17 protein-coding genes are annotated in these 21173 nt (G+C 70.7%); 12 read left to right on the top strand and 5 right to left on the bottom strand.

Going from position 1 to position 21173, the window contains the following annotated elements:
* The 3 genes from ACP4E5_RS08920 to ACP4E5_RS08910 all read left to right on the top strand — a co-directional run bounded on the left by ACP4E5_RS08920 (position 1) and on the right by ACP4E5_RS08910 (position 1986).
* Positions 1–885 (top strand): SDR family NAD(P)-dependent oxidoreductase, encoded by an 885-nt coding sequence (locus tag ACP4E5_RS08920; protein ID WP_425826702.1) that lies wholly within the window; start codon positions 1–3, stop codon positions 883–885.
* Positions 872–1264: a carboxymuconolactone decarboxylase family protein gene (locus ACP4E5_RS08915; protein ID WP_425826700.1), complete on the top strand. Its 393-nt coding sequence runs from the start codon at positions 872–874 to the stop codon at positions 1262–1264. The genes ACP4E5_RS08920 and ACP4E5_RS08915 overlap by 14 nt, the downstream gene beginning before the upstream one ends.
* A 71-nt stretch (positions 1265–1335) precedes the next feature.
* A complete protein-coding gene (locus ACP4E5_RS08910) occupies positions 1336–1986 on the top strand; it encodes a TetR/AcrR family transcriptional regulator (protein WP_425826698.1) in 651 nt (216 codons plus the stop codon).
* 50 nt (positions 1987–2036) lie between these two features.
* Here the strand turns inward: ACP4E5_RS08910 and ACP4E5_RS08905 are convergent, their stop codons facing one another.
* Positions 2037–4436: a GH32 C-terminal domain-containing protein gene (locus tag ACP4E5_RS08905; protein WP_425826696.1), complete on the bottom strand. Its 2400-nt coding sequence runs from the start codon at positions 4434–4436 to the stop codon at positions 2037–2039.
* A 291-nt stretch (positions 4437–4727) separates the two neighbouring features.
* Here ACP4E5_RS08905 and ACP4E5_RS08900 point away from each other — a divergent pair, with 291 nt between their 5' ends.
* The 7 genes from ACP4E5_RS08900 (at position 4728) to ACP4E5_RS08870 (ending at position 13266) form a co-directional block, all read left to right on the top strand.
* Entirely contained in the window at positions 4728–5765 is a 1038-nt protein-coding gene (locus ACP4E5_RS08900) for a LacI family DNA-binding transcriptional regulator (RefSeq protein WP_425826694.1), read from the top strand.
* A gap of 88 nt (positions 5766–5853) precedes the next feature.
* Positions 5854–7182, top strand: coding sequence for an ABC transporter substrate-binding protein (locus ACP4E5_RS08895; RefSeq protein WP_425826692.1), 1329 nt, complete (start codon positions 5854–5856; stop codon positions 7180–7182).
* Between the two features lie 100 nt (positions 7183–7282).
* A complete protein-coding gene (locus ACP4E5_RS08890; RefSeq protein WP_425826690.1) occupies positions 7283–8248 on the top strand; it encodes a carbohydrate ABC transporter permease in 966 nt (321 codons plus the stop codon).
* The gene (locus ACP4E5_RS08885; RefSeq protein WP_425826688.1) at positions 8245–9150 is read left to right on the top strand and encodes a carbohydrate ABC transporter permease; all 906 of its coding nucleotides are present in this window, start codon (positions 8245–8247) and stop codon (positions 9148–9150) included. Before ACP4E5_RS08890 ends, ACP4E5_RS08885 begins: the two co-directional genes overlap by 4 nt.
* 23 nt (positions 9151–9173) lie before the next feature.
* Positions 9174–10589, top strand: coding sequence for a glycoside hydrolase family 32 protein (locus ACP4E5_RS08880; RefSeq protein WP_425826686.1), 1416 nt, complete (start codon positions 9174–9176; stop codon positions 10587–10589).
* Between the two features lie 299 nt (positions 10590–10888).
* Complete coding sequence (locus tag ACP4E5_RS08875) at positions 10889–12340, top strand: glycoside hydrolase family 32 protein (RefSeq protein WP_425826684.1); 1452 nt, start codon at positions 10889–10891, stop codon at positions 12338–12340.
* Positions 12337–13266, top strand: coding sequence for a PfkB family carbohydrate kinase (locus ACP4E5_RS08870; protein ID WP_425826682.1), 930 nt, complete (start codon positions 12337–12339; stop codon positions 13264–13266). The genes ACP4E5_RS08875 and ACP4E5_RS08870 overlap by 4 nt, the downstream gene beginning before the upstream one ends.
* Positions 13267–13398: 132 nt before the next feature.
* Here the strand turns inward: ACP4E5_RS08870 and ACP4E5_RS08865 are convergent, their stop codons facing one another.
* Genes ACP4E5_RS08865 through ACP4E5_RS08850 form a run of 4 tightly spaced genes read right to left on the bottom strand, consistent with a single transcriptional unit; the run spans position 13399 to position 17347 of the window.
* Positions 13399–14427: a LacI family DNA-binding transcriptional regulator gene (locus ACP4E5_RS08865; RefSeq protein ID WP_425826680.1), complete on the bottom strand. Its 1029-nt coding sequence runs from the start codon at positions 14425–14427 to the stop codon at positions 13399–13401.
* 19 nt (positions 14428–14446) lie between these two features.
* Positions 14447–15274 (bottom strand): ATP-binding cassette domain-containing protein, encoded by an 828-nt coding sequence (locus ACP4E5_RS08860; protein ID WP_425826678.1) that lies wholly within the window; start codon positions 15272–15274, stop codon positions 14447–14449.
* Positions 15271–16302, bottom strand: a complete 1032-nt coding sequence (locus ACP4E5_RS08855) for an ABC transporter permease (protein ID WP_425826676.1) — start codon at positions 16300–16302, stop codon at positions 15271–15273. Before ACP4E5_RS08855 ends, ACP4E5_RS08860 begins: the two co-directional genes overlap by 4 nt.
* 37 nt (positions 16303–16339) lie before the next feature.
* Positions 16340–17347 carry a sugar ABC transporter substrate-binding protein gene (locus ACP4E5_RS08850; RefSeq protein ID WP_425826674.1) on the bottom strand — a complete coding sequence of 336 codons (1008 nt, stop codon included), beginning with the start codon at positions 17345–17347 and terminating at the stop codon, positions 16340–16342.
* 181 nt (positions 17348–17528) lie between these two features.
* On the opposite strand from ACP4E5_RS08850, the gene ACP4E5_RS08845 reads away from it, so the two are divergent.
* Positions 17529–19550, top strand: a complete 2022-nt coding sequence (locus tag ACP4E5_RS08845; protein WP_425826672.1) for a glycoside hydrolase family 32 protein — start codon at positions 17529–17531, stop codon at positions 19548–19550.
* 204 nt (positions 19551–19754) lie between these two features.
* Complete coding sequence (locus ACP4E5_RS08840) at positions 19755–21137, top strand: alpha/beta hydrolase (protein ID WP_425826670.1); 1383 nt, start codon at positions 19755–19757, stop codon at positions 21135–21137.
* Positions 21138–21173: the final 36 nt, after the last annotated feature.

The raw sequence follows: 21173 nt of genomic DNA, 5'->3' as shown, positions 1-21173 counted from the left end.
ATGCCTGAGCACGAGACGAGCGGGACGAGCGGGACGTTCGAGGTCGGCGGGCACACCGACGGCCGCGGCACCCGCCTGGCGGGCAAGGCGGTGCTGGTGACCGGCGCCGGGAGCGCGGGCGACTTCCTGGGCACCGGAGCGGCGACGGCCATGCTGCTCGCGGCCCAGGGCGCCACGGTCGGCATCGTCGACATCGACGTAGAACGGGCCGAGCACACACGTAAGCGCGTCGAGAACAGTGGCGGGCGGGCGATAGCGATCGCGGCCGACATCACCGACGAGGCGTCGGCGACGGGCGCGGTGGACGAGTTCGCCGACCGGGCCGGCCGTCTGGACGGGGTCGTCAACAACGCGGGCATGAGCGGGGACGGCGGCCTCATGGGCGCCACCCGCGAGGGCTGGGACAAGGTCTTCGCCCTCAATGTCACCGCGGCCATGCAGGTGGCTCGCGCCGCCCACCCCCACCTCGTACGCGGCGGTGGTGGCTCGGTCGTGAACGTCTCCTCCATCGCGGCGCTGCGCGGGTTCGGCAGCGGCGCGTACGGGGCCAGCAAGGGTGCGTTGCAGTCCCTGACCACCGACCAGGCGTACGCCTGGGGGCCGGACAACATCCGCGTCAACTGCCTGGTCCCCGGTCACCTGCACACCCCGATCGGTGACCGCGGCGGCGAGGAGGGCCGTCGCATGCGTGCCGCCGCCAACCTCCTCGGCGTCGAGGGCACGGCCTGGGATCTCGCCTGGGCGGTCCTCTTCCTCGTCGGCGGCGAATCGCGCTGGATCACCGGCACGGTCCTCCCCGTCGACGCGGGCACCACCACGGCCACCGTGCTCGGCATGCTGCCGCGCATGACATCCCACCAGGAGGACACCGATGAGCAGCAGTGAGGCGACCGACCGCCGGGCGGCCGGTGAGCAGGTCGTGCGGGAGATGTTCGGCGAGGAGTTCTTGCAGGACAACATGGTGGCCCAGGGGCAGGGCGAGGGCCCCGCGGCCGACATGGCGCGATTCGCGCTGGAGCAGTGCTTCGGTGACATCTGGGCCCGGCCCGGCCTGGACCGGCGCAGCCGCAGCCTGGTCACGCTGGGCGTCCTCGTGGCACAGGGCCACCAGTGGGAGGTGCGCAATCACGTCCTCGGAGGGCTGGCCAACGGCCTGACCCCGGAGGAGATTCTGGAGGCCGTCGTCCAGACGATCCCCTACGTGGGGCTCCCCGCCGCCGGGCAGGCCATGGGGTCCGCGACCCGAGCCATCGCGGAGACGTAGTCAACGCCGCGTGTGGGCCCCCGGCCGTGGCCGGGGGCCCACACGCGCTGGTCTGTCGCAGAATGAGGGACATGAACGACTCCGACTCCGACACCGAGGTCGCCCGCAGACGCAATCCCCGTGGCCAGGGGGACCGGCTCCGTGCGGAGATCCTGGCCGCCGTGGCCCGCCTCCTCGACCAGAAGCTGACGGACAACGCCCTGCCGGTGTCGCTCCGGGAGGTCGCGCGCGAGGTCGGCATCGCCGCCCAGAGCATGTACCTGCACTTCGCCGACAAGGACCAACTCGCCCACGCCGTCGCGGAGGACGGCTACCAGCGGGTGGTCGCCGCCATGCGCGAAGCCGACAGCCGGGCGGCGGCCGACGGAGCCGATGCCACCGACCGCCTCCGCGCCCAGGCCAAGGCCTTCTGCACGTTCGCCGTCGCCGAACGCGGCGTCGTACGCATGATGTTCGGCCACGACGCCTCCAGCTTCGGCGAGCCCGGCCAGGTGCATCCCGCACGCCTGCTGTGGCGCCAGTGGGTGGACGCCGTCCACGCGTGCGAGAAGGAGGGGCTGCGCTGGCCGGGCGGCGCCGAAGAGGTCGCGATGATCCTCTGGTCCGGTCTCTTCGGCCGCTTCGCGCTGTGGACGACCACGTTCGGACGCCACGACGACCAGGACCTCACCGCGTTCGTCGACCGCCTCGTCGACGTGATCCTGCGCGACGCGGACCGGTAGCCGACCCCCCGGACTCCTTGGTCTCCCCGGCCAGGGGTCGCCACCTCGCGTCAGACCGCCATGCTCCCCATCTTCCAGACCGTCAACGACGTGATCGTGCTGCCCTCGCCGAAGAGCTGCAGCCCGAGGGAGTCGTCGCGGGACGGGTAGGCCCGGGTGGTGATCGAGCGGTGGGTGTTCGCGTACGCCTCGATGATCGAGCGGTCGACGAACACGTCCAACGTGAGCTTGCCGTCGGCGAGCGCGAGCGGGCCCTTCTGGGTGCCGAGATCGGGTGTCGCGCTGGAGACGTTGCCGGAGCGGGTGCGGTCGACGCCGAACTCCGAGGCCGCCTTGTCGTAGAAGAGGCGGGTGCGTTCCTCGTCGCCGGGGCTGCGCAGCACGTCGAGGCCGAACGTGGACGCGCTGCCCGCCTCCAACGTCAGCTTGATGTGGAGCAGGGCTCCCTTGACCGAGGCCAGGGCGGCGTTCGCGTCGGACACGGACGTCGGGCTGTCGAGGGAGACGAGTGCCGCGCCGTCGTGGAGGTTCGCCACCTCGGCCACCGGCTCGAAGGCGAGGTCGCCGTCGTCCCGCATGGACAGCGCGATCGGCAGGCCCGCGTTGTGCGCCCAGCCGGCGTCGTAGTGGCCCTGCTCGGAGCGCCGGTCCTGGGCGATGGTGAAGACGATCGAGCGGCCCTTGGAGTCGACCAGGCCGCTGGGGCCGGTGAAGTGGTCACCGTAGTCGAGGAGTTGGGGCTCGGTGCTGTCCGGCTTCCAGGTGCGGGAGGACGCGTCCCAGGTGCCGACCCAGTAGAAGACGTACTTGCTGCTGTACTCGCCGGGGCCGTCGGGGAAGGCCGGGTTGATGAGGAGTGCGCGGCGCTCGCGGCCCTGCGCGTCCTTCCCGATGGGGAGGAAGGTGGGCAGCTCCCACACCTGGCCCGTCTTGGCGTGGGCGGCCACGTCCCCGACCATGAGCGGGCCCGCGTACGTCCAGTCGGTGAGGTTCGTCGAGGTGTAGAGGAGGGCGGTGCCGCCGACGGCGCCGCCCGAGGATGTCTGGACGCCCGAGCCCACCAGCTGGAACCAGGTGCTTCCCTCCTTCCAGGCGAATGGATCGCGGAAGTCGCCGAAGCGGACCTTGCGGTCGGCGCCGACGTCGAGGTCGGCCTTCTGGCTGATCACCAGCGTGGGGTGCATCTTCCACTCGGCGAAGTCGGGATCGCTCGGGTCGGCGGGGCGGGCGAGGCCGACCGCCTGGTTGGGCTTCTGGGAGTCGTTGCCCGCGGTGAACAGCAGGGCCGGGACGCCGTCCGCGTCGAGGGTCGAGGCGCCGGACCAGACGCCGTCCGGTGCCACGCTGTCGGCCGTCGGGACGAGCGCGACGGGGAGGTCGCGCCAGTGCACCAGGTCCTTGCTGACCGCGTGGCCCCAGCAGATGTTGTGCCAGTACGGGCCGTGCTGATTGTGCTGGTAGAAGAGGTGGTACGAGCCGTCGACCTGGATGGGGGCGTGCGGTTCGTTCATCCAGTGGTTGGGCGCGGTGAAGTGGAACGCCGGGCGGTAGCGGTCGCCGTCGTAGCGTGAACGGTCCATCGCCAGGGCCGCCTTGGGGATCGTGCCGCCCGAGAACGTCTTGACGTCGGCGTCGTGGCTCGCCGCGACCTCGGCGGCGGTCAACGCGCCACCGTGCAGCTTCAGTTCGTCGATGAGGCCGTTGAACATGTTCACCGCGAACGTGCCGTTGATGACGGCGGGCTGGTTGTGCCGGCCGACGAGCAGTGGGACATCCGCCTTGCTCAGCCGGGCGGCCGCGGGGACCGTTCCCTGGGCGACCGACTCGCCGTTGACGTACAGCGTGATCGCGCCGTCGGCGGGGGAGAACACGCCCGCGACATGTGCCCACTTGCCCGCGGTCAGCGCGGCGGACTTCGGGACGGTCACCTCGTACCAGGCGTCTGACGTGCCGACGCCGAACTGCCACAGGCCGTGCCTGCCGACGCCCAGGCAGAAGCCGCGCTGGGCGCCCTTGTCCTGCTGGTTGACGATGACGGAGGGCTTGCCCTCGTCGCCCCATTCGAAGGCGCGCGGCGCGACCCACGCCTCGACGGTCAGCCCGTCCGTGGGCAGCGTGGTCTCCGCGGCCCCGCGGGCGACCCAGGTGGAGTAGCCGTCGAACAGCAAGGCACCGGAGAGGACCCCGTCAGCGGCCTTCTTCGCGCCCCACAGGGGGTCGCTGTCCGGCTTGTAGACGGCGTCGTTGAAGACGTAGTCGATCGGGTTCGTGGTGTGGGTGACCTGTTCCTGGGTCGTCGCGCCGGTTCCTTCGGCGAAGTCCCAGTGGGCGGCGAGACCCGCGGCCAACTGCCGTGGTGTGGCTGCCGAGGCGGCGACGGGACGGGCCGGCGGGACGAGCGCGCCGCCGGCGGTGAGCGAGAGGACGCGCAGGACTGTTCTTCTCTTCATGGGGGCTCCTGAGCGATCGGTGGGGTCAGGTGATGCCATGTGGGGTCAGGTGGAGCCAGAGATGCCAAATCGGTTTACCTCCGGCGACCGGTGGCATCGTTCGACCGCTGAGGCTGCTAACGCAAGAGCTAACGCAACGTGGGTTACATCCCCGTAGCGTGAAAACGGGCACAACTGCCCATAGTGGCAGCGGTTGTTGATCCCTGGTGTCCGGGATATTGACAGGGCGTGGAACGCGCAGCATTCTCATCGGCGACTTGCTAATCCGATTTAACGGAGGTCGAGACGTAGATGCCCGGGAACCGAGTGACCATGGCCGATGTGGCCCGACGCGCGGGGGTGTCACCGACGACGGCGTCCTTCGCACTGTCCGGCCGTACCGACATGCGGATCTCGGACGCGGCCCGGGACAAGGTCCTCGCGGCGGCCGCCGACCTGGGGTACCGCCCCAATGTCACGGCCCGCAGCCTGCGCACGAAGTCCAGCCAGACCATCGGCTTCGTCTCCGACACCATTACCACCACACCCTTCGCCGGGGAGGTGATCCGCGGGGCGCTCGACGCGGCGCGCGAGAAGGACCACCTGCTGTTCATCACGGAGACCGGCGGCGACAGGGCCGTCGAATCCGGCCTGGTCAACGCCCTGTTGGACCGCCAGGTCGACGCCGTGATCTACGCGGCGATGTACACCCACTACGTCACCCCGCCGCCCGAACTGCACGGCCGGCGCGTGGTCCTGCTCAACTGTCTGGCCCCGGGGTTCGACGCTCCTTCGGTGATCCCGGACGAGATCGAGGCCGGCCGGACGGCGGGACGCACACTGCTCGCCGCGGGACACACCACCGGTATCTGGGCGATCGGCGGCCACCAGGCCATCCCCGCCTCCCCGGACGGTGTGTTCGCCGGGCAGGAACGCATGCGGGGCCTCCAGGAAGTCCTGCGCGACGCCGGGGTCGGACTCGACGGCGTGGTGGAGTGCGACTGGGGGGCCGAGGACGGCTACGTGGCGGTGCGGCGGCTGCTCACCACCGGGAAGCGGCCCCGCGCGCTGGTGTGCTCCACCGACCGGGTGTCCTTCGGTGCCTACCTGGCGCTGACCGAGGCCGGTCTGTCCGTCCCTCAGGACATGTCCGTCGTCTCCTTCGATGACCAGGACATCGCCGGCTGGCTCAAGCCGGCGCTCACCACGGTCGCCCTACCCCATCACGAACTCGGCCGCAGGGCCGTCGAGTTGATCCTCGGTGACGGCCCCCTGGGTGCGTCCACGCACCGCGTTCCCATGCCGCTGCGTGACCGCGACTCCATCGGGCCCGCCCGCCAGGCGGACTGATACCGGCACATCCGGTGGGGCCGGGCTGCCACCCGGCCCCACCGCAGTCCATCCGTGCTCGCCACAATTCAAGAACGGACGAACCTCTATGCGCAGAACCATCGTAGCCGCGGCCTGCGCCGCTCTGGCGCTGACCGCCAGCGGTTGCTCGGGATCGGGCGACGCCGCCTCCTCGGCAGGCTCGTCGTGCGACGGGAAGATCGACGGAAAGCGGACGATCAGCGCCTTCTACCACGCCGGCGGTGCGGAGAAGAAGGCGTTCCTGAACGTGGTCAAGGGCTTCAACCAGAGCCAGGATCAGGTCACCGTGAAGGTGCAGAGCGTCCCCGAGGGCACGTACAACGACTCCGTCCAGGCCGCGTCGGCGTCCGACAAGCTGCCCGACGTGCTCGACTTCGACGGGCCCAATCTCTACAACTACGCCTGGAACGGCGACCTCATACCGCTCGACGAGTGCCTCAAGAAGTCGACGCGCAGCGATTTGCTGCCGTCGATCGTCCAGCAGGGCACGTACAACAAGAAGCTGTACGGCGTCGGCGCGTTCGACTCGGGCATCGTCCTGTACGCGTACAAGTCCGCCCTCAAGAAGGTCGGGGCCCGCATCCCCACCGGCGTCGACGACGCGTGGAGCGCCGAGGAGTTCACCGACATCCTCGGCAAGCTGAAGAAGGCCGGCTACGACCGGCCGCTGGACACACACATGTGGTTCGGCCGCCAGGGCGAGTGGTTCACCTACGCCTTCAGCCCCATCGTCGAGTCCGCCGGCGGCGACCTGATCAACCGTGACGGGTACAAGACGGCGGCGGGGTCACTGGACAAGCCCGAGGTCGTCAAGGCGCTGACGACGTTCCAGTCCTGGTTCAAGAAGAAGTACGTGAACACCGAGGCCCAGGACGACAGCCCGTTCCTCAAGAAGAAGAGCCCGATCTCCTGGCACGGCATGTGGGCCTACAAGAACGGCAACAAGAAGGCGGCGGGCGACGACCTCGCCGTCATCCCGCTGCCCGACTTCGGCACCGGCTCCAAGACCGGCATGGGGTCATGGCAGTTCGGCATCACCCGCAAGGCCGAGGACCCCGACGCCGCCGCCGCGTTCCTGGAGTATCTCCTCAAGAAGAAGAGCCTGCTGTCCATGTACAAGGCCGTGGGCGCGCCGCCCTCGACGAAGGCGGCCCTGAAGGGCACCGACATCTACGCGCCCGGCGAACCGATGAGCCTGGTGACCGACAGCCTCAACAAGTCGCCCAAGGTGGCGGTGCCGCGTCCGCAGACGCCGGCGTATCCCGCCATCACCCAGGCGTACTCGCAGGCCATCGACGACATCAGCCAGGGCAAGGACGTCAAGGCCGCGCTGAAGAAGGCCGTCGCGACGATCGACCAGGACATCAAGGACAACGACGGCTACCCCGTCAAGTGAGACCGGCCCCGGCGCGGCGCTGTCCTCCCCGGACAGCCGCCGCGCCGGGCGCCACACACGCCGGCACCGCACCCTGTCCTGCGCCTTGAGGTGACCCACCATGTCCCACACCACTCTCGACAAGCCCACGCGAGGGGCGCCGCCGATCCCTGCGATCCGGCGCCGGTCCCCCTCGAAGGCGAGCGGCCGCGGCCGCCTCGCCGCGATCCTGTTCTCCGCCCCGGCCGTGATCCTGCTGGCCGTCTTCCTGATCTTCCCGTTCGTCTCCGCGGTCGTTCTGTCGTTCACCAACCAGCGGCTCGCGTCGCCGCTCCCGGTCGAGTTCACCGGCCTGGAGAACTACCAACGCATCTTCACCGACCCGCAGTTCTGGCGCTCGTTCGGCAACAACACCCTGTTCGCCGTCATCGTCGTGCCGGTGCAGACGGCCGCCGCGCTCGCCCTGGCCGTCCTGGTCAACCGGCAGCTGCAGATGCGCCTCTTCTTCCGCACGGTCTACTTCCTGCCCACCGTCACGGTGATGGCGGTCGCCTCCGTCGTGTGGAAGGTGCTCCTGCTGCCCGACTCGGGCCTGGTCAACGGGGTGTTGGGGACGCTGACGTTCGGTCACCTCCAGCCCGGCTGGCTGTCCAGCACGAGCTGGGCGATGCCCGCGATCGTGCTGACCTCGGTGTGGCAGGGCGTCGGATTCCAGATGGTCATCTTCCTGGCAGGACTCCAGGCCATCCCCGCCTCGCTGTACGAGGCGGCCCGCGTCGACGGGGCGAGCGCCTGGCAGCAGTTCCGCCATGTCACGATCCCGGGCCTGCGCAACACTCTGGTGTTCGTGATCAACGTGACGGCGATCTTCGCCTTCCGGCTCTTCGATCAGGTGTACATGATGCCGCAGTTCCCCGGCGGCCCCACGGACTCCACTCGCACGATGATGCTGCAACTGCTCCAGACCGGCTACACCCGGCGCATGATCGGCCAGGCCTCCGCCATCGCCGTCGTCTTCTTCCTGTTCGTTCTCGCCGTCACGCTCGTCCAGCGCCGGCTCGGCCGTGAGGAGCGCGCCGTACGATGACCCTCTCCACAGCTCCCGGAAGCCGCGCGGCGAAGCGCGCCCCGGGCCCCACGAAGCGTGCCTCCGGGCGCTCCCGCAGCGTCCACAACCGGCCGCTCCACTATCTGATCTGCACAGTCCTCGCGCTGGTCATGCTGGTCCCGCTGGTGTTCATGTTCACCGGCGCGCTCAAGCCCAACGCCAACGTCCTGTCCGACGGCGGCAGTTGGCGCGCCCTGATCCCGCTCCATCCGACGCTCGACAACTTCGCCAGCGCCTGGGAACGCTCCGACTTCGGCCGCCTTCTGCTGAACTCCCTGATCGTGTGCGGCACCACGGTCGGCCTCGGCCTCGTCGTCAACAGCATGTTCGGCTACGCGCTCGCCCGACTGCGCTGGACGGGCCGGAACATCGTGCTCGCGGCCGTGGTCGCGCTCATCATCATCCCGTTCGAGGCGCTCGCGATCCCGCTTCTGCTGATGATGACGGAGCTGGGCTGGCTGGACACCTACCAGGCGCAGATCGTGCCGTTCATCGCCAACCCCTTCTTCGTCTACCTCTTCTACTCGTTCTTCCTCGCGCTGCCCCGGGAACTGGAGGAGGCCGCCCGCGTGGACGGGGCCGGCCCCTGGCGCGCGTTCCGCAGCATCATCGTGCCGCTGTCGAAGCCCGCGTACGCGTCAGTGGCGATCCTGAGTTTCCTGATGACGTGGGGGCAACTGCTGTGGCCGGTCATGGCGACGCGCAGCGAAAGCGTACGGCCGCTGCCGGTGGGCATGTCCGTCTTCCAGACACTGCCGCCGCTGCAGTGGGGCGACATCATGGCGTTCGCCGCGATGATGACCGTCCCGACGCTCGTGGTGTTCCTCATCTTCCAGCGTGCCTTCGTGCAGGGCGTGGCCGCGCAGGCGGTCAAGGAGTGAGCCCGGATCCGCATCTGCCCGAGGTGCATCTCAGACCGCCGGCCAACTGGATCAACGACCCCAACGGCCTTGTCCACCACGACGGTTGGTACCACGTCTTCTTCCAGTACAACCCGCAGGCGCCCACGCACGAGCAGGTCCACTGGGGCCACTTCCGCAGCCGCGACCTGCTGCGCTGGGAGCCCCAACCCCTCGCGCTCGCCCCCGACTTCGGGGGGCCGGACGAGGACGGCTGCTTCTCCGGCAACGCGGTCTCGCACAACGGCCGCATCACCGCCTTCTACTCGGCCCACCGCGCCGGACACCCCTGGCAGCCCGTCGCCGCGGCCGACTCGGGGCCGGACGGCACCACGTTCGTCAAACGACCCGAACTGCTCGTGCCGGAGGCCCCGTCGGGAGTCACGACCTTCCGCGATCCGTACGTATGGCGGGACGGCGGCCGCTGGCGCATGCTCGTCGGCGCGGGCTGCTCCGACGGGGACGGCGCCGCACTGGCGTACTCGTCGCCGGACCTCGACACGTGGACGTACGACGGGCCCCTCCACCGGAGGGCGGACGAGGCGCCGACGGCCGACTCGACGGTCCGCACGGGCGAGGCATGGGAGTGCCCGCAGCTCGCCGTGTACGAGGACGGGCGAGCCCTGCTGCTCACGAGCGCGTGGTACCAGCGCACGGGGCCGTCCCACGTGGTGGCCTGGTCGGGTCATCGGGACGGGGACGGGGGTGGGAGCGGCCCCGGCGGCGGCTTCGGATTCGATGACGGGGCGACCCGCTTCGACCACGGGCCCGACTTCTACGCCCCCGCCCTGATGCGCGCACCGGGCGGCCGGTGGCTGCTGTGGGGCTGGTCCTGGGAGGCGCGCGACGCGATGTGCGCCAAGGAAGCGGGGTGGGCGGGAGTCCTGACCGTCCCGAGGGAGATCACCCTGCGACCCGACGGAACCCCGCACCAGGCACCGGCGCGTGAGCTGGCCGGCCTGCGGGCCGATGGGTGGCGGGAGACCTGCCGGGCCCTGCCGGACACCACGACTGTGCTCGGCGGCATCGGCGCCGCAGCGGATGTCCGGGTCCGCGTGGGCTTCACCGGTGACCCGGCATGGGGGCTGCGGATCGTGTGGGGGAGCGGCGGCGCCGAGTACCTCGACCTGGAGATCCGTGACGGCGCGCTGACGGTCGACCGCGGGCACGCGTCGGGCGATACCCGCGCCCATGTGGGGGCGTACAGGATGCCGCTGCCCGAGCTCGTCGCGGGAGGAGAGGTCGAGCTGCGGATCATCCTGGACCACTCCATCGCGGAGATCTTCAGCGGCTCCGGGGAGGCGCTGACGGTCCGCTTCTATCCGTCGGCCTGCGACACATGGACCTTGGTGTCTCGCAGTATCGCGAGCGACGGGGTGGTTGATGTGTCGGTGGAGGCGCACGAGTTGAGGACGCCTTGAGGTTGCCGTACCCGCCAACCCGATGCCCCCCTTGGAAAGGAAAACGGAAACAGAATCGGGGCCCCGTCGGCCACCCCGGCCCCCGGCCCCGAGCTGGGCCCCGAGCCGGCTCCGCGCCACGGGGCGACCGCCGACGGGCTCGCCGAGATGCGCGCCGCGCACGAGGCGCGCCAGCTCCGCTGTCAGGGCGTTCAACTCCCGTACCGCAGATGCCCGTTCCAACCATGCCCGCTCCAGCGCCCCTGTATCCGCAGCGAGAGCTGACCCGTGCAGACCGCCGCCGTACGAAAGGCAGAGACGTGCCCTCCACCGCGCGGGACCCTCACTTCCCCGCATTCCATCTGCGCCCACCGCTGGGCTGGGTCAACGACCCCAACGGCCTCGTCTTCCACGACGGCCACTACCACGTGTTCTTCCAGTACAACCCGCAAAGCGCCCGCCACTCCGCCATGCACTGGGGCCACTTCCGCAGCGCCGACCTCCTGCACTGGGAGCTGCTGCCGATCGCGCTCGCACCCACACCGGACGGCGAGGACTCGGACGGTGTCTGGTCCGGCAACGCCGTCACCGGGCCGGACGGCGACCTGGTCGCCTTCTACTCGGCCAAGCGCGACGACCGCTGGTACCAGCCGGTCACCGCGGCCCGCTCGACCGACGGCGGTGTCACCTTCGCCAAGCGCGACGGCCTGCTGATCGCCGAACCGCCCACCGGCACGACGATGTTCCGCGACCCCTACGTGTGGCGGGACGGCGAACGCTGGCGGATGCTCGTCGGCGCCGCGCTGGACGACGGCCGGGGCGTGGCCGTCCAGTACGAGTCGCACGACCTGGAGAGCTGGGCGTACAAGGGTGTCTTCCTCGCCCGCTCGCCCGAGCCACTGCCGGGTGGCCGGGACACGGAGGAGGGATGGGAGTGCGCCCAGTACGCACCCTTCGGTGACGGGCGCGGCGCCGTGCTGGTCAGCGCCTGGGACCCGAACGAGGGCGCGCTGTGCACGGCGGCATGGCCGGGACGCGAGGAGGACGGCGCGTTCGTCGCCGAATCTCCGCAACGCCTCGACCACGGACCCGACTTCTACGCCCCCGCCCTGCTGCCCGCGCCCGACGGCCGCATGCTGATGTGGGCCTGGATCTGGGAGGCGCGCGACGAGGAAAGGGTCGGCGCGCCGAGTGACTGGACCGACGAGGTGGGCTGGGCCGGGATGCTCAGCGTGCCGCGCGAGGTGAGCCTCGACGCGGCGGGCACGCTGCGCCAGCGCCCCGCCGCCGAGATCGACCGGCTGCGTGGCCTACGGCGCGTGCACGTCGAGGGCGTCGGCGCGGCCGGGCTCGGCGACATCGGACGCAGTACGGACGTGGTGGCGCGGCTCGGAACCGACTCCGGTCTGAGGGTGGTCACGTCGTCCGACGGCGACGAGTTCCTGGACGTGCGCCGTGACGCGGAGACCGGTGACGTGGTCGTCGACCGGTCGAGCGCATCGCTCGACTCCCGTGCGAAGAGGGGGAGTTGGCGCCTGCCGGCCGCTCCGGGACCCGTCGAGTTGCGCGTTCTGCTCGACGGGTCGGTGGCCGAGATCTTCACCGCCGACGGGCAGGCGCTGACAGCCCGGTTCTACCCGGTGGGTGACGCGGACTGGCGGCTCGTCACGACCGGGACCGACGCCTACGCGGTCGACGCCTGGGACATCGACGCACCCGCCGTTCAGGACAAGCGTCCTGCCACCGAGACCCCGGCGGAGGCCCGGCCATGACCGCACTCGTCATCGGTGAGGTCCTCGTCGACCTGGTGTGGCGGGCCGGCGCGGAGGCCATCGTCCCGCTCGCCGGCGGCAGCCCCGCCAACGTCGCCGTAGGTCTTCAGCGCCTCGAACGGCCCGTGCGGCTCGCGACGACCTGGGGCGACGACGTGCCCGGCGAACTCGTCGCCGCGCACCTCGCCGCCACCGAAGTCACCATCGACCGGGCCGCCACTGCCTCGGGCCGCACCACCCTTGCCCTCGCCTACGTCGACAAGGGGACGGGCGCCGCGACGTACGACTTCCTGGCGGCGTGGGACCCGGTCCACATCGACGTACCGCCGGAGGTGACTCTCCTGCACACCGGGTCCCTCGCGATCGTCGTGGAACCCGGCGCCTCACGGGTGCGGGAGGCAGCGCGCACCGTACGCGGCCGCCCCTGCGGCGCCGTCGCCGTGGACCTCAACGTACGGCCCTCCGCGCAGCCCGACCGCGCCGCCTACCTCGAAGCCGTGCACGCCATCGTGGGCGAGGCCGACGTCGTGAAGGCCAGCGACGAGGACCTCGCCTGGCTCTACCCGGACGACACACCCGAACAGGCTGCGCGGGCACTCCTGGAACGCGGACCCGGCCTGGTCGTCGTCACCTCCGGCGGCACCGGTGCCTACGGCGTCATCGACGGCGCCGAAGCCCGGTGCCCCGCGCCCGCCGTGGACGTCGTCGACACCATCGGGGCCGGCGACTCCTTCCAAGCGGCCCTGCTCGCGGCGCTGTTGGAGCCCCAGCCGGACGGGACCCACACCGTGTCCCTGCCCAAGGACGAGAAGGACCTGGCGGGCGTGCTGCGCCGGGCCGTCACCGCAGGAGCGCTCGCCTGCCAGCAATCGGGCGCCCAGCCACCCACCCTCGCGCGGCTCGAAGCCGCCCTCACCACCGCCTAGTCCGAGTCACCTCGGACGGGCATTCCTACCGCGGCCGGCTGCCTGAGACGGGCGGCCCGCCGCGCGGAGGAAGGGAGGCGACGGAACGCGAATGATTCCTCGCCTCCGGTCGGGGACGCTGACCCCGACACGTCACGGCGGAGGAGGCAGCTCCCCCGACCCCCGTTCCACGAGCCTGACCGGAAGCGTGATCGTGCGTGCCCCGGAGCGGTCGCCGTCTAGGCGGGCGAGGATTCGGTCCGCGGCTGCGTGGCCGAGGGCCGCCGGGTCCTGGGCGACGACCGTGAGGCCGGGCTCGACCGCGGCGGCCAGCGGGAGGTCGTCGAACGCGACCAGGGCCACATCGCGCCGCCCCGATTCCGCGAGGGCCGGGACGACGCCCATGGAGGCGAAGTTGTTGCCGCAGAACACGGCCGTGGGCGGCGACGGGGAGTCGAGGAGGCGGCGGACCGTGACCGCCGCCGTGTACGGGTTGTGGGCCGAGACCGCGAGCGTCGGGTCGTACGGGATGCCGGCCGCGTCGAGCGCAGAGCGGTAGCCGCGCTGGCGCATCTTGCGGGTGTAGAGGGTGGCCGGGCGGTCGCCGATGAACGCGATGCGGCGGTGCCCGTGGGCGATGAGGTGGGCGACGGCCGTGCGTGCGCCCTCCTCGTTGGCGCTGACCACCGCGTCGGCCGCGAGGCCGGCCGCGGGCCGGTCGAGGAAGACCAGCGGCAGGCCGCCCTCGCGCTCACGGCGCAGGTAGCGGTGGCGCGAACCGGCGGCGGGGACGACGAGCAGTCCGCTGATGCGGCGCGCCAAGAAGGCGGTAATCAGGGCGAGTTCACGCTCCTCGGACTCCTCCGACGAGCCCAGGAGCAGGGTCAGGCCCCGGTCCCGCACGACGGACTCCACGCCGCCCGCGACCGTGCCGAAGAACGGGTTGCCCATCTCGGGGACGACCAGGCCGACCGTGGCGTCCCGCGCCCCGACCCGCATGTTCCGGGCCATGAGGTTGGGCCGGAAACCCAGCTCCTCGACGGCCGCGAGCACCTTCGCCCGGGTCTCCTCGGAGACCGGACCGTCCTCGTTCAGGACCCGGGACACCGTCTTCCCGCTGACCCCGACGCGCTGCGCGACATCGGCCAGGGTCGGCCGCCGGCCGCCGCCACCACCTGCCATGGTCCCCGACCCACCCCTTCTACTCCCGCATGCCGACCGCCTTCGCGGCCGCCTCGTCCGCGATGACCGTACCCTTGCCCTCCGCCTGCACCTCAAGAGCCCCGGTCATGATCGCGACGACCTCGGACATGGTGTGGTCGCCGGGCCTGAGCTGGGCGACCCGGCGGCCGAGGCGCTGAACGTGGATACGGTCGGCGATCTCGAAGACGTGCGGCATGTTGTGGCTGATGAGGACGACCGGCAGGCCCCGGTCGCGGACCCGCCTGATCATGTCGAGGACCTGGCCCGACTCCTTCACGCCGAGCGCCGCCGTCGGCTCGTCCATCACGACGACATGGCGCGCCCAGGCGACCGCGCGGGCGACGGCCACGCCCTGCCGCTGGCCGCCGGACAGCGTCTCGACGGACTGCGTGAGCGAGCGCAGCCCGATCTTCAACTCGGCCATGTGCGCGGCCGATTCCTCCCGCATCCGCTTCTTGTCGAGCATGCGGAACACGGAGCCGAGCGGTCCCCGGCGGCGCAGCTCGCGCCCCAGGAACATGTTCGACGCGATGTCGAGCGACGCCGCCACCGCCAGGTCCTGGTACACGGTCTCGATGCCGTGCCGGCGGGCGTCGAGCGGGCCGCGGAAGCGGACCGGCGCGCCGTCCACCTCGATGGTGCCCTCGTCGGGCTGTACGGCGCCGGTGAGCGCCTTGATGAGGGACGACTTGCCGGCGCCGTTGTCACCGATGACGGCGAGCACCTCGCCGGGCATGAGGTCGAGGTCGGCGCCGTCGAGCGCGGTGACATGTCCGTAGCGCTTGACCAGGCCGCGGGCGCGCAGCACGGGAGTGGGCTCGGTCATCGGCTGGCCTTCCTGCGGGAGAACTGGTCGACGGTGACGGCGAGGATGACGAGGCCTCCGGTGATCAGCGTCTGGTAGATCGAGCCGACCCCCATCAGTTGCAGGCCGTTGCGGAACACACCCACGATGAGCGCGCCCACGAGCGTGCCGAGGACGGCGCCGCGCCCGCCGAACAGCGACGTGCCGCCGATCACGACCGCCGTGATGGCGTCCAGGTTGTCCGTCTGCCCGGCCTTCGGGTCGCCGACTCCCGTACGGGACACGAGGAGCAGAGCCGCGATCCCGTACACGACACCGGCCAGCGCGTAGATGCCGAGGCGCAGGCGGGTGGTGCGGATGCCGGTGAGGCGGGCGACGTTGTCGCTGTTGCCGAGCGCGTACGTGTGCTTGCCCCAGGCTGTCTGGCCGAGCGCGTAGGCGAGGACGAGGAAGAGTCCGATGGTGAGGATCGAGCCGTACGTGATGTCGGTGCGGCCCATCGGGAACGTCTGGCCGAGCGCCGTGAGCGGGCCCGGCAGGTTCGTGATCGTCTGCTCGTCGGAGTAGATGTGGGTGAGGGCGAAGGCGACGTTCAGCATGCCCAACGTCACGATGAACGGCGGGAGTTTGACGTAGGTGACGAGGGCGCCGTTCGCGATTCCGAAGGCCGCGCAGACCGCGATGCCGACGGCTATCGCGACCAGCGGCGGCAGGGTGCCGTCCGCGGCGAGCTTGGTCATGACGATCGCGCCGAACGCCATGACCGCCCCGCAGGACAGGTCGATGCCCGCGGTGAGGATGATCAGGGTCTCGCCGAGGGCCAACGTGCCGACGACCATGACCTGTTGGACGACGAGCGAGAGGTTTCCTCCGGAGAGGAACTCGTCGGACTGCGCGGCGAAGAAGACACACGCCGCGAGCAGGGCGACGAGCGGCCCCGCGGTGGGGTGGGTGGTGAGCCTGCGCCAGTCGAGCGCGGCGGCGGACGTGGTGGGTGGCGTAGTGGGTGGCGTGGTGGTGGTCATGGGCGTCCCAATGGTGGTGGTCATGAACTGAACGGCGGGGTCCGGGCCGGAGCCCCGGGGCCTATCCCCAGCAGTTCTTCAGGCCGTACGACGTGTCCTTGGAGTCGACCGCGGCCTGCGGCTCGTTGGTGATCAGGTGGACGCCCGTGTCCACGTACCCCTTCGGCTTCGTCGACTTGTCCTTGGCGTACGCGGTGACCGCCGCGACACCCTTGGACGCCATCAGCAGCGGGTACTGCTGCGAAGTCGCCGCGATCTGACCGGACTTGACGGCTCGCGTGCCGGTGCAGCCGCCGTCGACGGACACGACGAGGACGTCCTTCTCGCGGCCCTTCGCCTTGAGCGCCGTGTACGCGCCGAGGGCGGCCGGCTCGTTGATGGTGTAGACGACGTTGATGTCGGGCGCCTTCTGCAGGCAGTTCTCCATCGCCGTCTGGCCCTTGGCCTGGTCGCCGCCCGTGTCCTGCTGGCAGACGATCGCCGGGTCCTTCTTGCCGAGGCCGTAGCCCTTCAGGAAGCCGTCGTGGCGGAGCTGCCCCACGGCGACCCCCGGCGCGAGGTCGAGCGTGGCGATCTTCGGCTTCTTGTTCTTCATGGCGGCCTTGGTGTACCGGCCGATCAGCTCGCCCGCCTTGAGGTTGTCCGTGGCGAACAGCGCGTCCACGGCGGACTGCGGCTCGGTGGGGGAGTCGAGGGCTATCACCAGGACACCCTTGTCTCGGGCCTGCTTGAGCGCGGGGACGATGGCCTTGGAGTCGTTCGGGGTGATCAGGATGCCCTTGACGCCGGACGCGACCATGTTCTGCACCGCGGTGACCTGGCCCTCGTTGTCACCGTCGAACTTGCCCGCCGCGGTGATGAGTTGGGATCTCGTCCGCTTCGCCTCGCGTTCGGCGCCCTGCTTCATCTTCACGAAGAACGGGTTGGTGTCCGTCTTCGTGATCAGGCCGACCTTGACCTTGCCCCCGCCCCCTCCCGCGGAGCCTTTCGCGCCCTCCCCACAGCCCGTGAGCAGCAGGGTGGCGGACGCCGTACAGGCGAGCAGGACCGTCGTGCGATTGCGCTTCATGGCGCGGCTCCTCAACCAGACACACAGGGTGTCAGCGTTGACTTATGTCAACGTTGACATCGACAGAGCAGGATGATGGACTCCGCGGCGCACCCCGTCAATGCCCTTTGCTCGTAACGAGTTGGCATCGGAGGCCACCCAGATGAGCCGCTCAAGATCACCACTGAGATCGCCCCGCACCATGACCTGCCTGGTCGCGACCGCTCTGGTCGTCGCCATGGGGACGACGGCCGCACAGTCCGCGCCCCGAACGACCGCCCCGCTCAATCCGAGTTTCGAGACCGGCGACCTGACCGGATGGACCGCCACCGGCGACGCCTTCGGCCCCGGCGCGGTCACCGACGCCACGACGTACTGGGACACGAAGCTGCCCTTCCACCAGAAAGGCGCCCACCACCTGTGGGGATTCGCCGCGGCCGGCGACGACGCCACCGGAACCCTCAAGTCGTCTTCGTTCAGCGCGGGTTCACGCCTGAGCTTCCTCGTCGGAGGCGGCTGGGACCCGGACAAGCTGTACGTCGCCCTCGTACGGGACAGCGACGGCGCGCAGCTCCTCAAGCAGACGGGTCCCGAGGACGAGGCGTACGTCCGGATCCTCTGGGACACCTCCGCATGGCGGGGGCAGGGCGTCCACCTGGAGGTCGTCGACCGCAAGACCGGCGGCTTCGGACACCTCAACGTCGACGACATCCGCACCGGATCCGCCGCCACCCGCGACGACAACGGCCTCACCTTCCGCGCCCTCGGCCAGGCCAACCAGCCCAAGAAGGCCACCTATTCGGCCGACCCGCTGCGCCCGCAGTTCCACTACACGCCCTACCAGGGCTGGATCAACGACCCGAACGGGCTCGTCCAGTTCAAGGGGCGTCACCAGCTCTTCAGCCAGTTCAACCCCGACGCCCCCAAGTGGGGCCCGATGCACTGGGCGCACGCCGACAGCGCCGACGCCGTCCACTGGCGCAATCTGCCCGTCGCCCTGTACCCGCCGAAACCCGCGACACCCACCGACAACTCCGGCATCTTCAGCGGCAGTTCGGTGGTCGACACGGACGGCTGGCTCGTCGTCGCCTACACCCGCTCGACCGACACCGGCGCACACCCGGGCGCCACCCCCGAGACGGTGGAGACCGCCCGCTCCACCGACGGCGTCACCTTCGACACACCCCGCGAGGTCATCAAGACCCCGCCCGCCGGCTCCTCCGCCGGATTCCGCGACCCGAAGGTGTTCCGCGACCCCACCGACGGACGCTGGAAGATGATCGTCGGGTCCGGCGACGGCGGCCACGGGAAGGTGTTCCTGTACGCCTCCGACGACCTCGACTCATGGACGTACGAAGGGGTGCTGGCGAGCGGCGGCGACGGCGACGGCGCCATGTGGGAATGCCCGAACCTCTTCCCCCTCGACGCCCCGTCCGGCTCCGGCGAGGGCCGCAAGTGGGTGCTGCTCACTTCCGTGAACGAGGGCGGCGCCTCCGTGCAGCACTACGCCGTCGGCACGTACGACGGGAAGACGTTCACCGCGCAGAAGAAGGGCGTCCTCGACGGCGCCGGAGACACCTACGCCGCCCAGACCTACCGCGACGACAGCGGGCGTGAGCTGCTCGTCTCCTGGATGAGCGACTGGAACGACAAGGAACCGACCCGGGTGAACGGCTGGGCGGGCGCGCAGTCCGTCACCCGCGAGCTGTTCCTGCGCGCGGACGGCGGGCTCGGCCAGCGCCCCGTGAAGGAGGTCGCCTCGCTCGCGGGCGGCACCGTGGCATCCGCCAAGAACAAGACGGTGACCGGCAGTTGGCGCCTCGGACGGGCGGACGTCGCCCGTCTGAAGGCCGACATCGACGTGGCCGGCACCACCGCCGACACCGTCACGGTCCGCCTCAAGGCGGCCCCGGACGGCAGCGAGGCCACCGAGCTGCGCTACAGCAAATCCACCGGCACGCTGACCCTCGACACGACCGGGTCGGGCTACGGCACCGCGGCGACCCACAGCGCGCACGTGGAACCCGTCGACGGCCACCTCTCCCTGGAGGTACTCATCGACCGCTCCTCGGTCGAGGTCTTCACCGGGGACGGCGAGTCGCTCACGGCCCGCGTGTACCCGAGGTACGTCGAGTCCGACGGGGTCGAGTTCGCGGCGGCCGGCGGCGAGGTGCGGCTCCGCAGTGCCTCGTTGACGCGGTTGGGGAGCAGTTGGGGGAAGTGAGGTGAGCGAGTAGAGGTCACTGGTGGCGGGCCGGCCCACGACCGCACGGGCCGGCCCGCCACTTCCGGCAGACCTGGTCTTCCATGAGGCGGAAGCGCGCGCGGTTCTGCGCGTCCAGATCATTGACGTCGACAATTATTGAGAAATACATTCCACGCACTTCGCGGCAGCCGTCCGGCCGCCCCTCACGAACGGAGTGCGTACATGCCCGCAGCACATCCCCGCACCCTCGCCGTCCTCGCGACCGCCACGGTTCTGGCCTGCACCCTCCCGGTCGCCGCCGCGTCGGCGGACACCGGTGACGGCGGGAACCGGCAGCTGACCGGCACCCTCTCCGACGGCGCGACCTGGATCGGTGACGTGCCGGCCCAGTGGAACGGCACGCTGCTGCTCTTCTCGCACGGGTTCGGCCCGACCGTCGCCCAGGACGCCCCGCGTCCCGCCGTGAAGGAGCGACTGCTCGCCGAGGGGTACGCGCTGGCGGGCTCGTCCTACGACCCGCACGGCTCCAACTGGGCGCTGAACAGCGCCGAGCGCGACCAGTTCGAGACTCAGAAGGCGTTCGGCAAGGCCGTCTCGAAACCGAGTCGGACCATCTCCGTCGGCCAGTCGATGGGCGGTCTCGTCAACGCGCAGATCGCCCGGGACGGCGCCGGCCGCATCGACGGCGCGCTCGGACTGTGCGGGCTGGTCGCGGGCGGCAACGACCTCGACAACTATCAGCTCAACGCCGAGTACACGCTCGCCCACCTGCTGCTCCCCGGCGAGCAGGTCAAGCTCACCGGGTTCACCAGCGACGCCGACGCCGCCGCCACCGCCACCCGGCTCACCGCCGCCGTGAAGGACGCGCAGCAGACCGCGGCCGGCCGTGCCCGCATCGCGCTCGCCGCCGCCTACTTCAACCTCCCGGCCTGGTCGTCCGGCGACACCCCGCCCGCCTCCGACGACGCGCAGGGCCAGGAGGACCAGCAGTACGGATGGCTCGCGCAGGGCATCCTGTCGTTCGTCGAGGGCGGCCGGTACGCGATGGAGCAGTCGGCGGGCGGCAACAACTCCGACAACACCCGCACCGACTACTCGGCCTTGCTGAACGACTCCGAACACGCCCCGCAGGTACGGGAGTTGTACCGGAAGGCCGGGCTCGACCTGCACGCCGACCTCGGCACACTGGCCAACGGTGCGCGCACCGCCGCCGACCCGAAGGCCGTCGCCGCCGCCGAGCGCAGCTCGTCCGCGGGACAGTCCCTCGGCGTGCCGCTGCTCGACGTGCACACCACCGCCGACAACCTCGTGCCCGTACAGCAGGAGAACGTCTTCGCCGGGCGGGTGCGCGCCGCGGGCGACCAGGGGCTGCTGCGCCAGGCGTACGTCGCCCGCACCGGCCACTGCACGTTCACGACCTCCGAGACCGTTGCCGCGGTGCACGCGATCGACCGGCGGGTCTCCCTTGGCCACTGGGACGGGTCCACGACGCCGCAGGCCCTGCAGAAGTCGGCACTCGGGCTCGGTCTGGACGGGGCGGCGTATGTGCCGTTCCGGCCGGGCGAGTTGAACGGCGCAGACACGCGCCGCCGCCACGACAGCTGATCCCCCGCTCCAAGAAGTTCCCCACTCCTCTCGCTT

Origin of the sequence: Streptomyces fractus, from assembly GCF_049844455.1 — a bacterium.
Taxonomy (GTDB): Bacteria; Actinomycetota; Actinomycetes; order Streptomycetales; family Streptomycetaceae; genus Streptomyces; species Streptomyces fractus.
Note: the sequence above shows the minus strand (reverse complement) of the source record. Positions and strands in the feature narration are given on the sequence as shown.

Bases quoted from the DNA above. Each gene is read 5' to 3' on its own strand.
- ACP4E5_RS08920 (WP_425826702.1), top strand. From the start codon at position 1: ATGCCTGAGCACGAGACGAGCGGGACGAGCGGGACGTTCGAGGTCGGC.
- ACP4E5_RS08915 (WP_425826700.1), top strand. From the start codon at position 872: ATGAGCAGCAGTGAGGCGACCGACCGCCGGGCGGCCGGTGAGCAGGTC.
- ACP4E5_RS08910 (WP_425826698.1), top strand. From the start codon at position 1,336: ATGAACGACTCCGACTCCGACACCGAGGTCGCCCGCAGACGCAATCCC.
- ACP4E5_RS08905 (WP_425826696.1), bottom strand. From the start codon at position 4,436: ATGAAGAGAAGAACAGTCCTGCGCGTCCTCTCGCTCACCGCCGGCGGC.
- ACP4E5_RS08900 (WP_425826694.1), top strand. From the start codon at position 4,728: ATGCCCGGGAACCGAGTGACCATGGCCGATGTGGCCCGACGCGCGGGG.
- ACP4E5_RS08895 (WP_425826692.1), top strand. From the start codon at position 5,854: ATGCGCAGAACCATCGTAGCCGCGGCCTGCGCCGCTCTGGCGCTGACC.
- ACP4E5_RS08890 (WP_425826690.1), top strand. From the start codon at position 7,283: ATGTCCCACACCACTCTCGACAAGCCCACGCGAGGGGCGCCGCCGATC.
- ACP4E5_RS08885 (WP_425826688.1), top strand. From the start codon at position 8,245: ATGACCCTCTCCACAGCTCCCGGAAGCCGCGCGGCGAAGCGCGCCCCG.
- ACP4E5_RS08870 (WP_425826682.1), top strand. From the start codon at position 12,337: ATGACCGCACTCGTCATCGGTGAGGTCCTCGTCGACCTGGTGTGGCGG.
- ACP4E5_RS08865 (WP_425826680.1), bottom strand. From the start codon at position 14,427: ATGGCAGGTGGTGGCGGCGGCCGGCGGCCGACCCTGGCCGATGTCGCG.
- ACP4E5_RS08860 (WP_425826678.1), bottom strand. From the start codon at position 15,274: ATGACCGAGCCCACTCCCGTGCTGCGCGCCCGCGGCCTGGTCAAGCGC.
- ACP4E5_RS08855 (WP_425826676.1), bottom strand. From the start codon at position 16,302: ATGACCACCACCATTGGGACGCCCATGACCACCACCACGCCACCCACT.
- ACP4E5_RS08850 (WP_425826674.1), bottom strand. From the start codon at position 17,347: ATGAAGCGCAATCGCACGACGGTCCTGCTCGCCTGTACGGCGTCCGCC.
- ACP4E5_RS08845 (WP_425826672.1), top strand. From the start codon at position 17,529: ATGACCTGCCTGGTCGCGACCGCTCTGGTCGTCGCCATGGGGACGACG.
- ACP4E5_RS08840 (WP_425826670.1), top strand. From the start codon at position 19,755: ATGCCCGCAGCACATCCCCGCACCCTCGCCGTCCTCGCGACCGCCACG.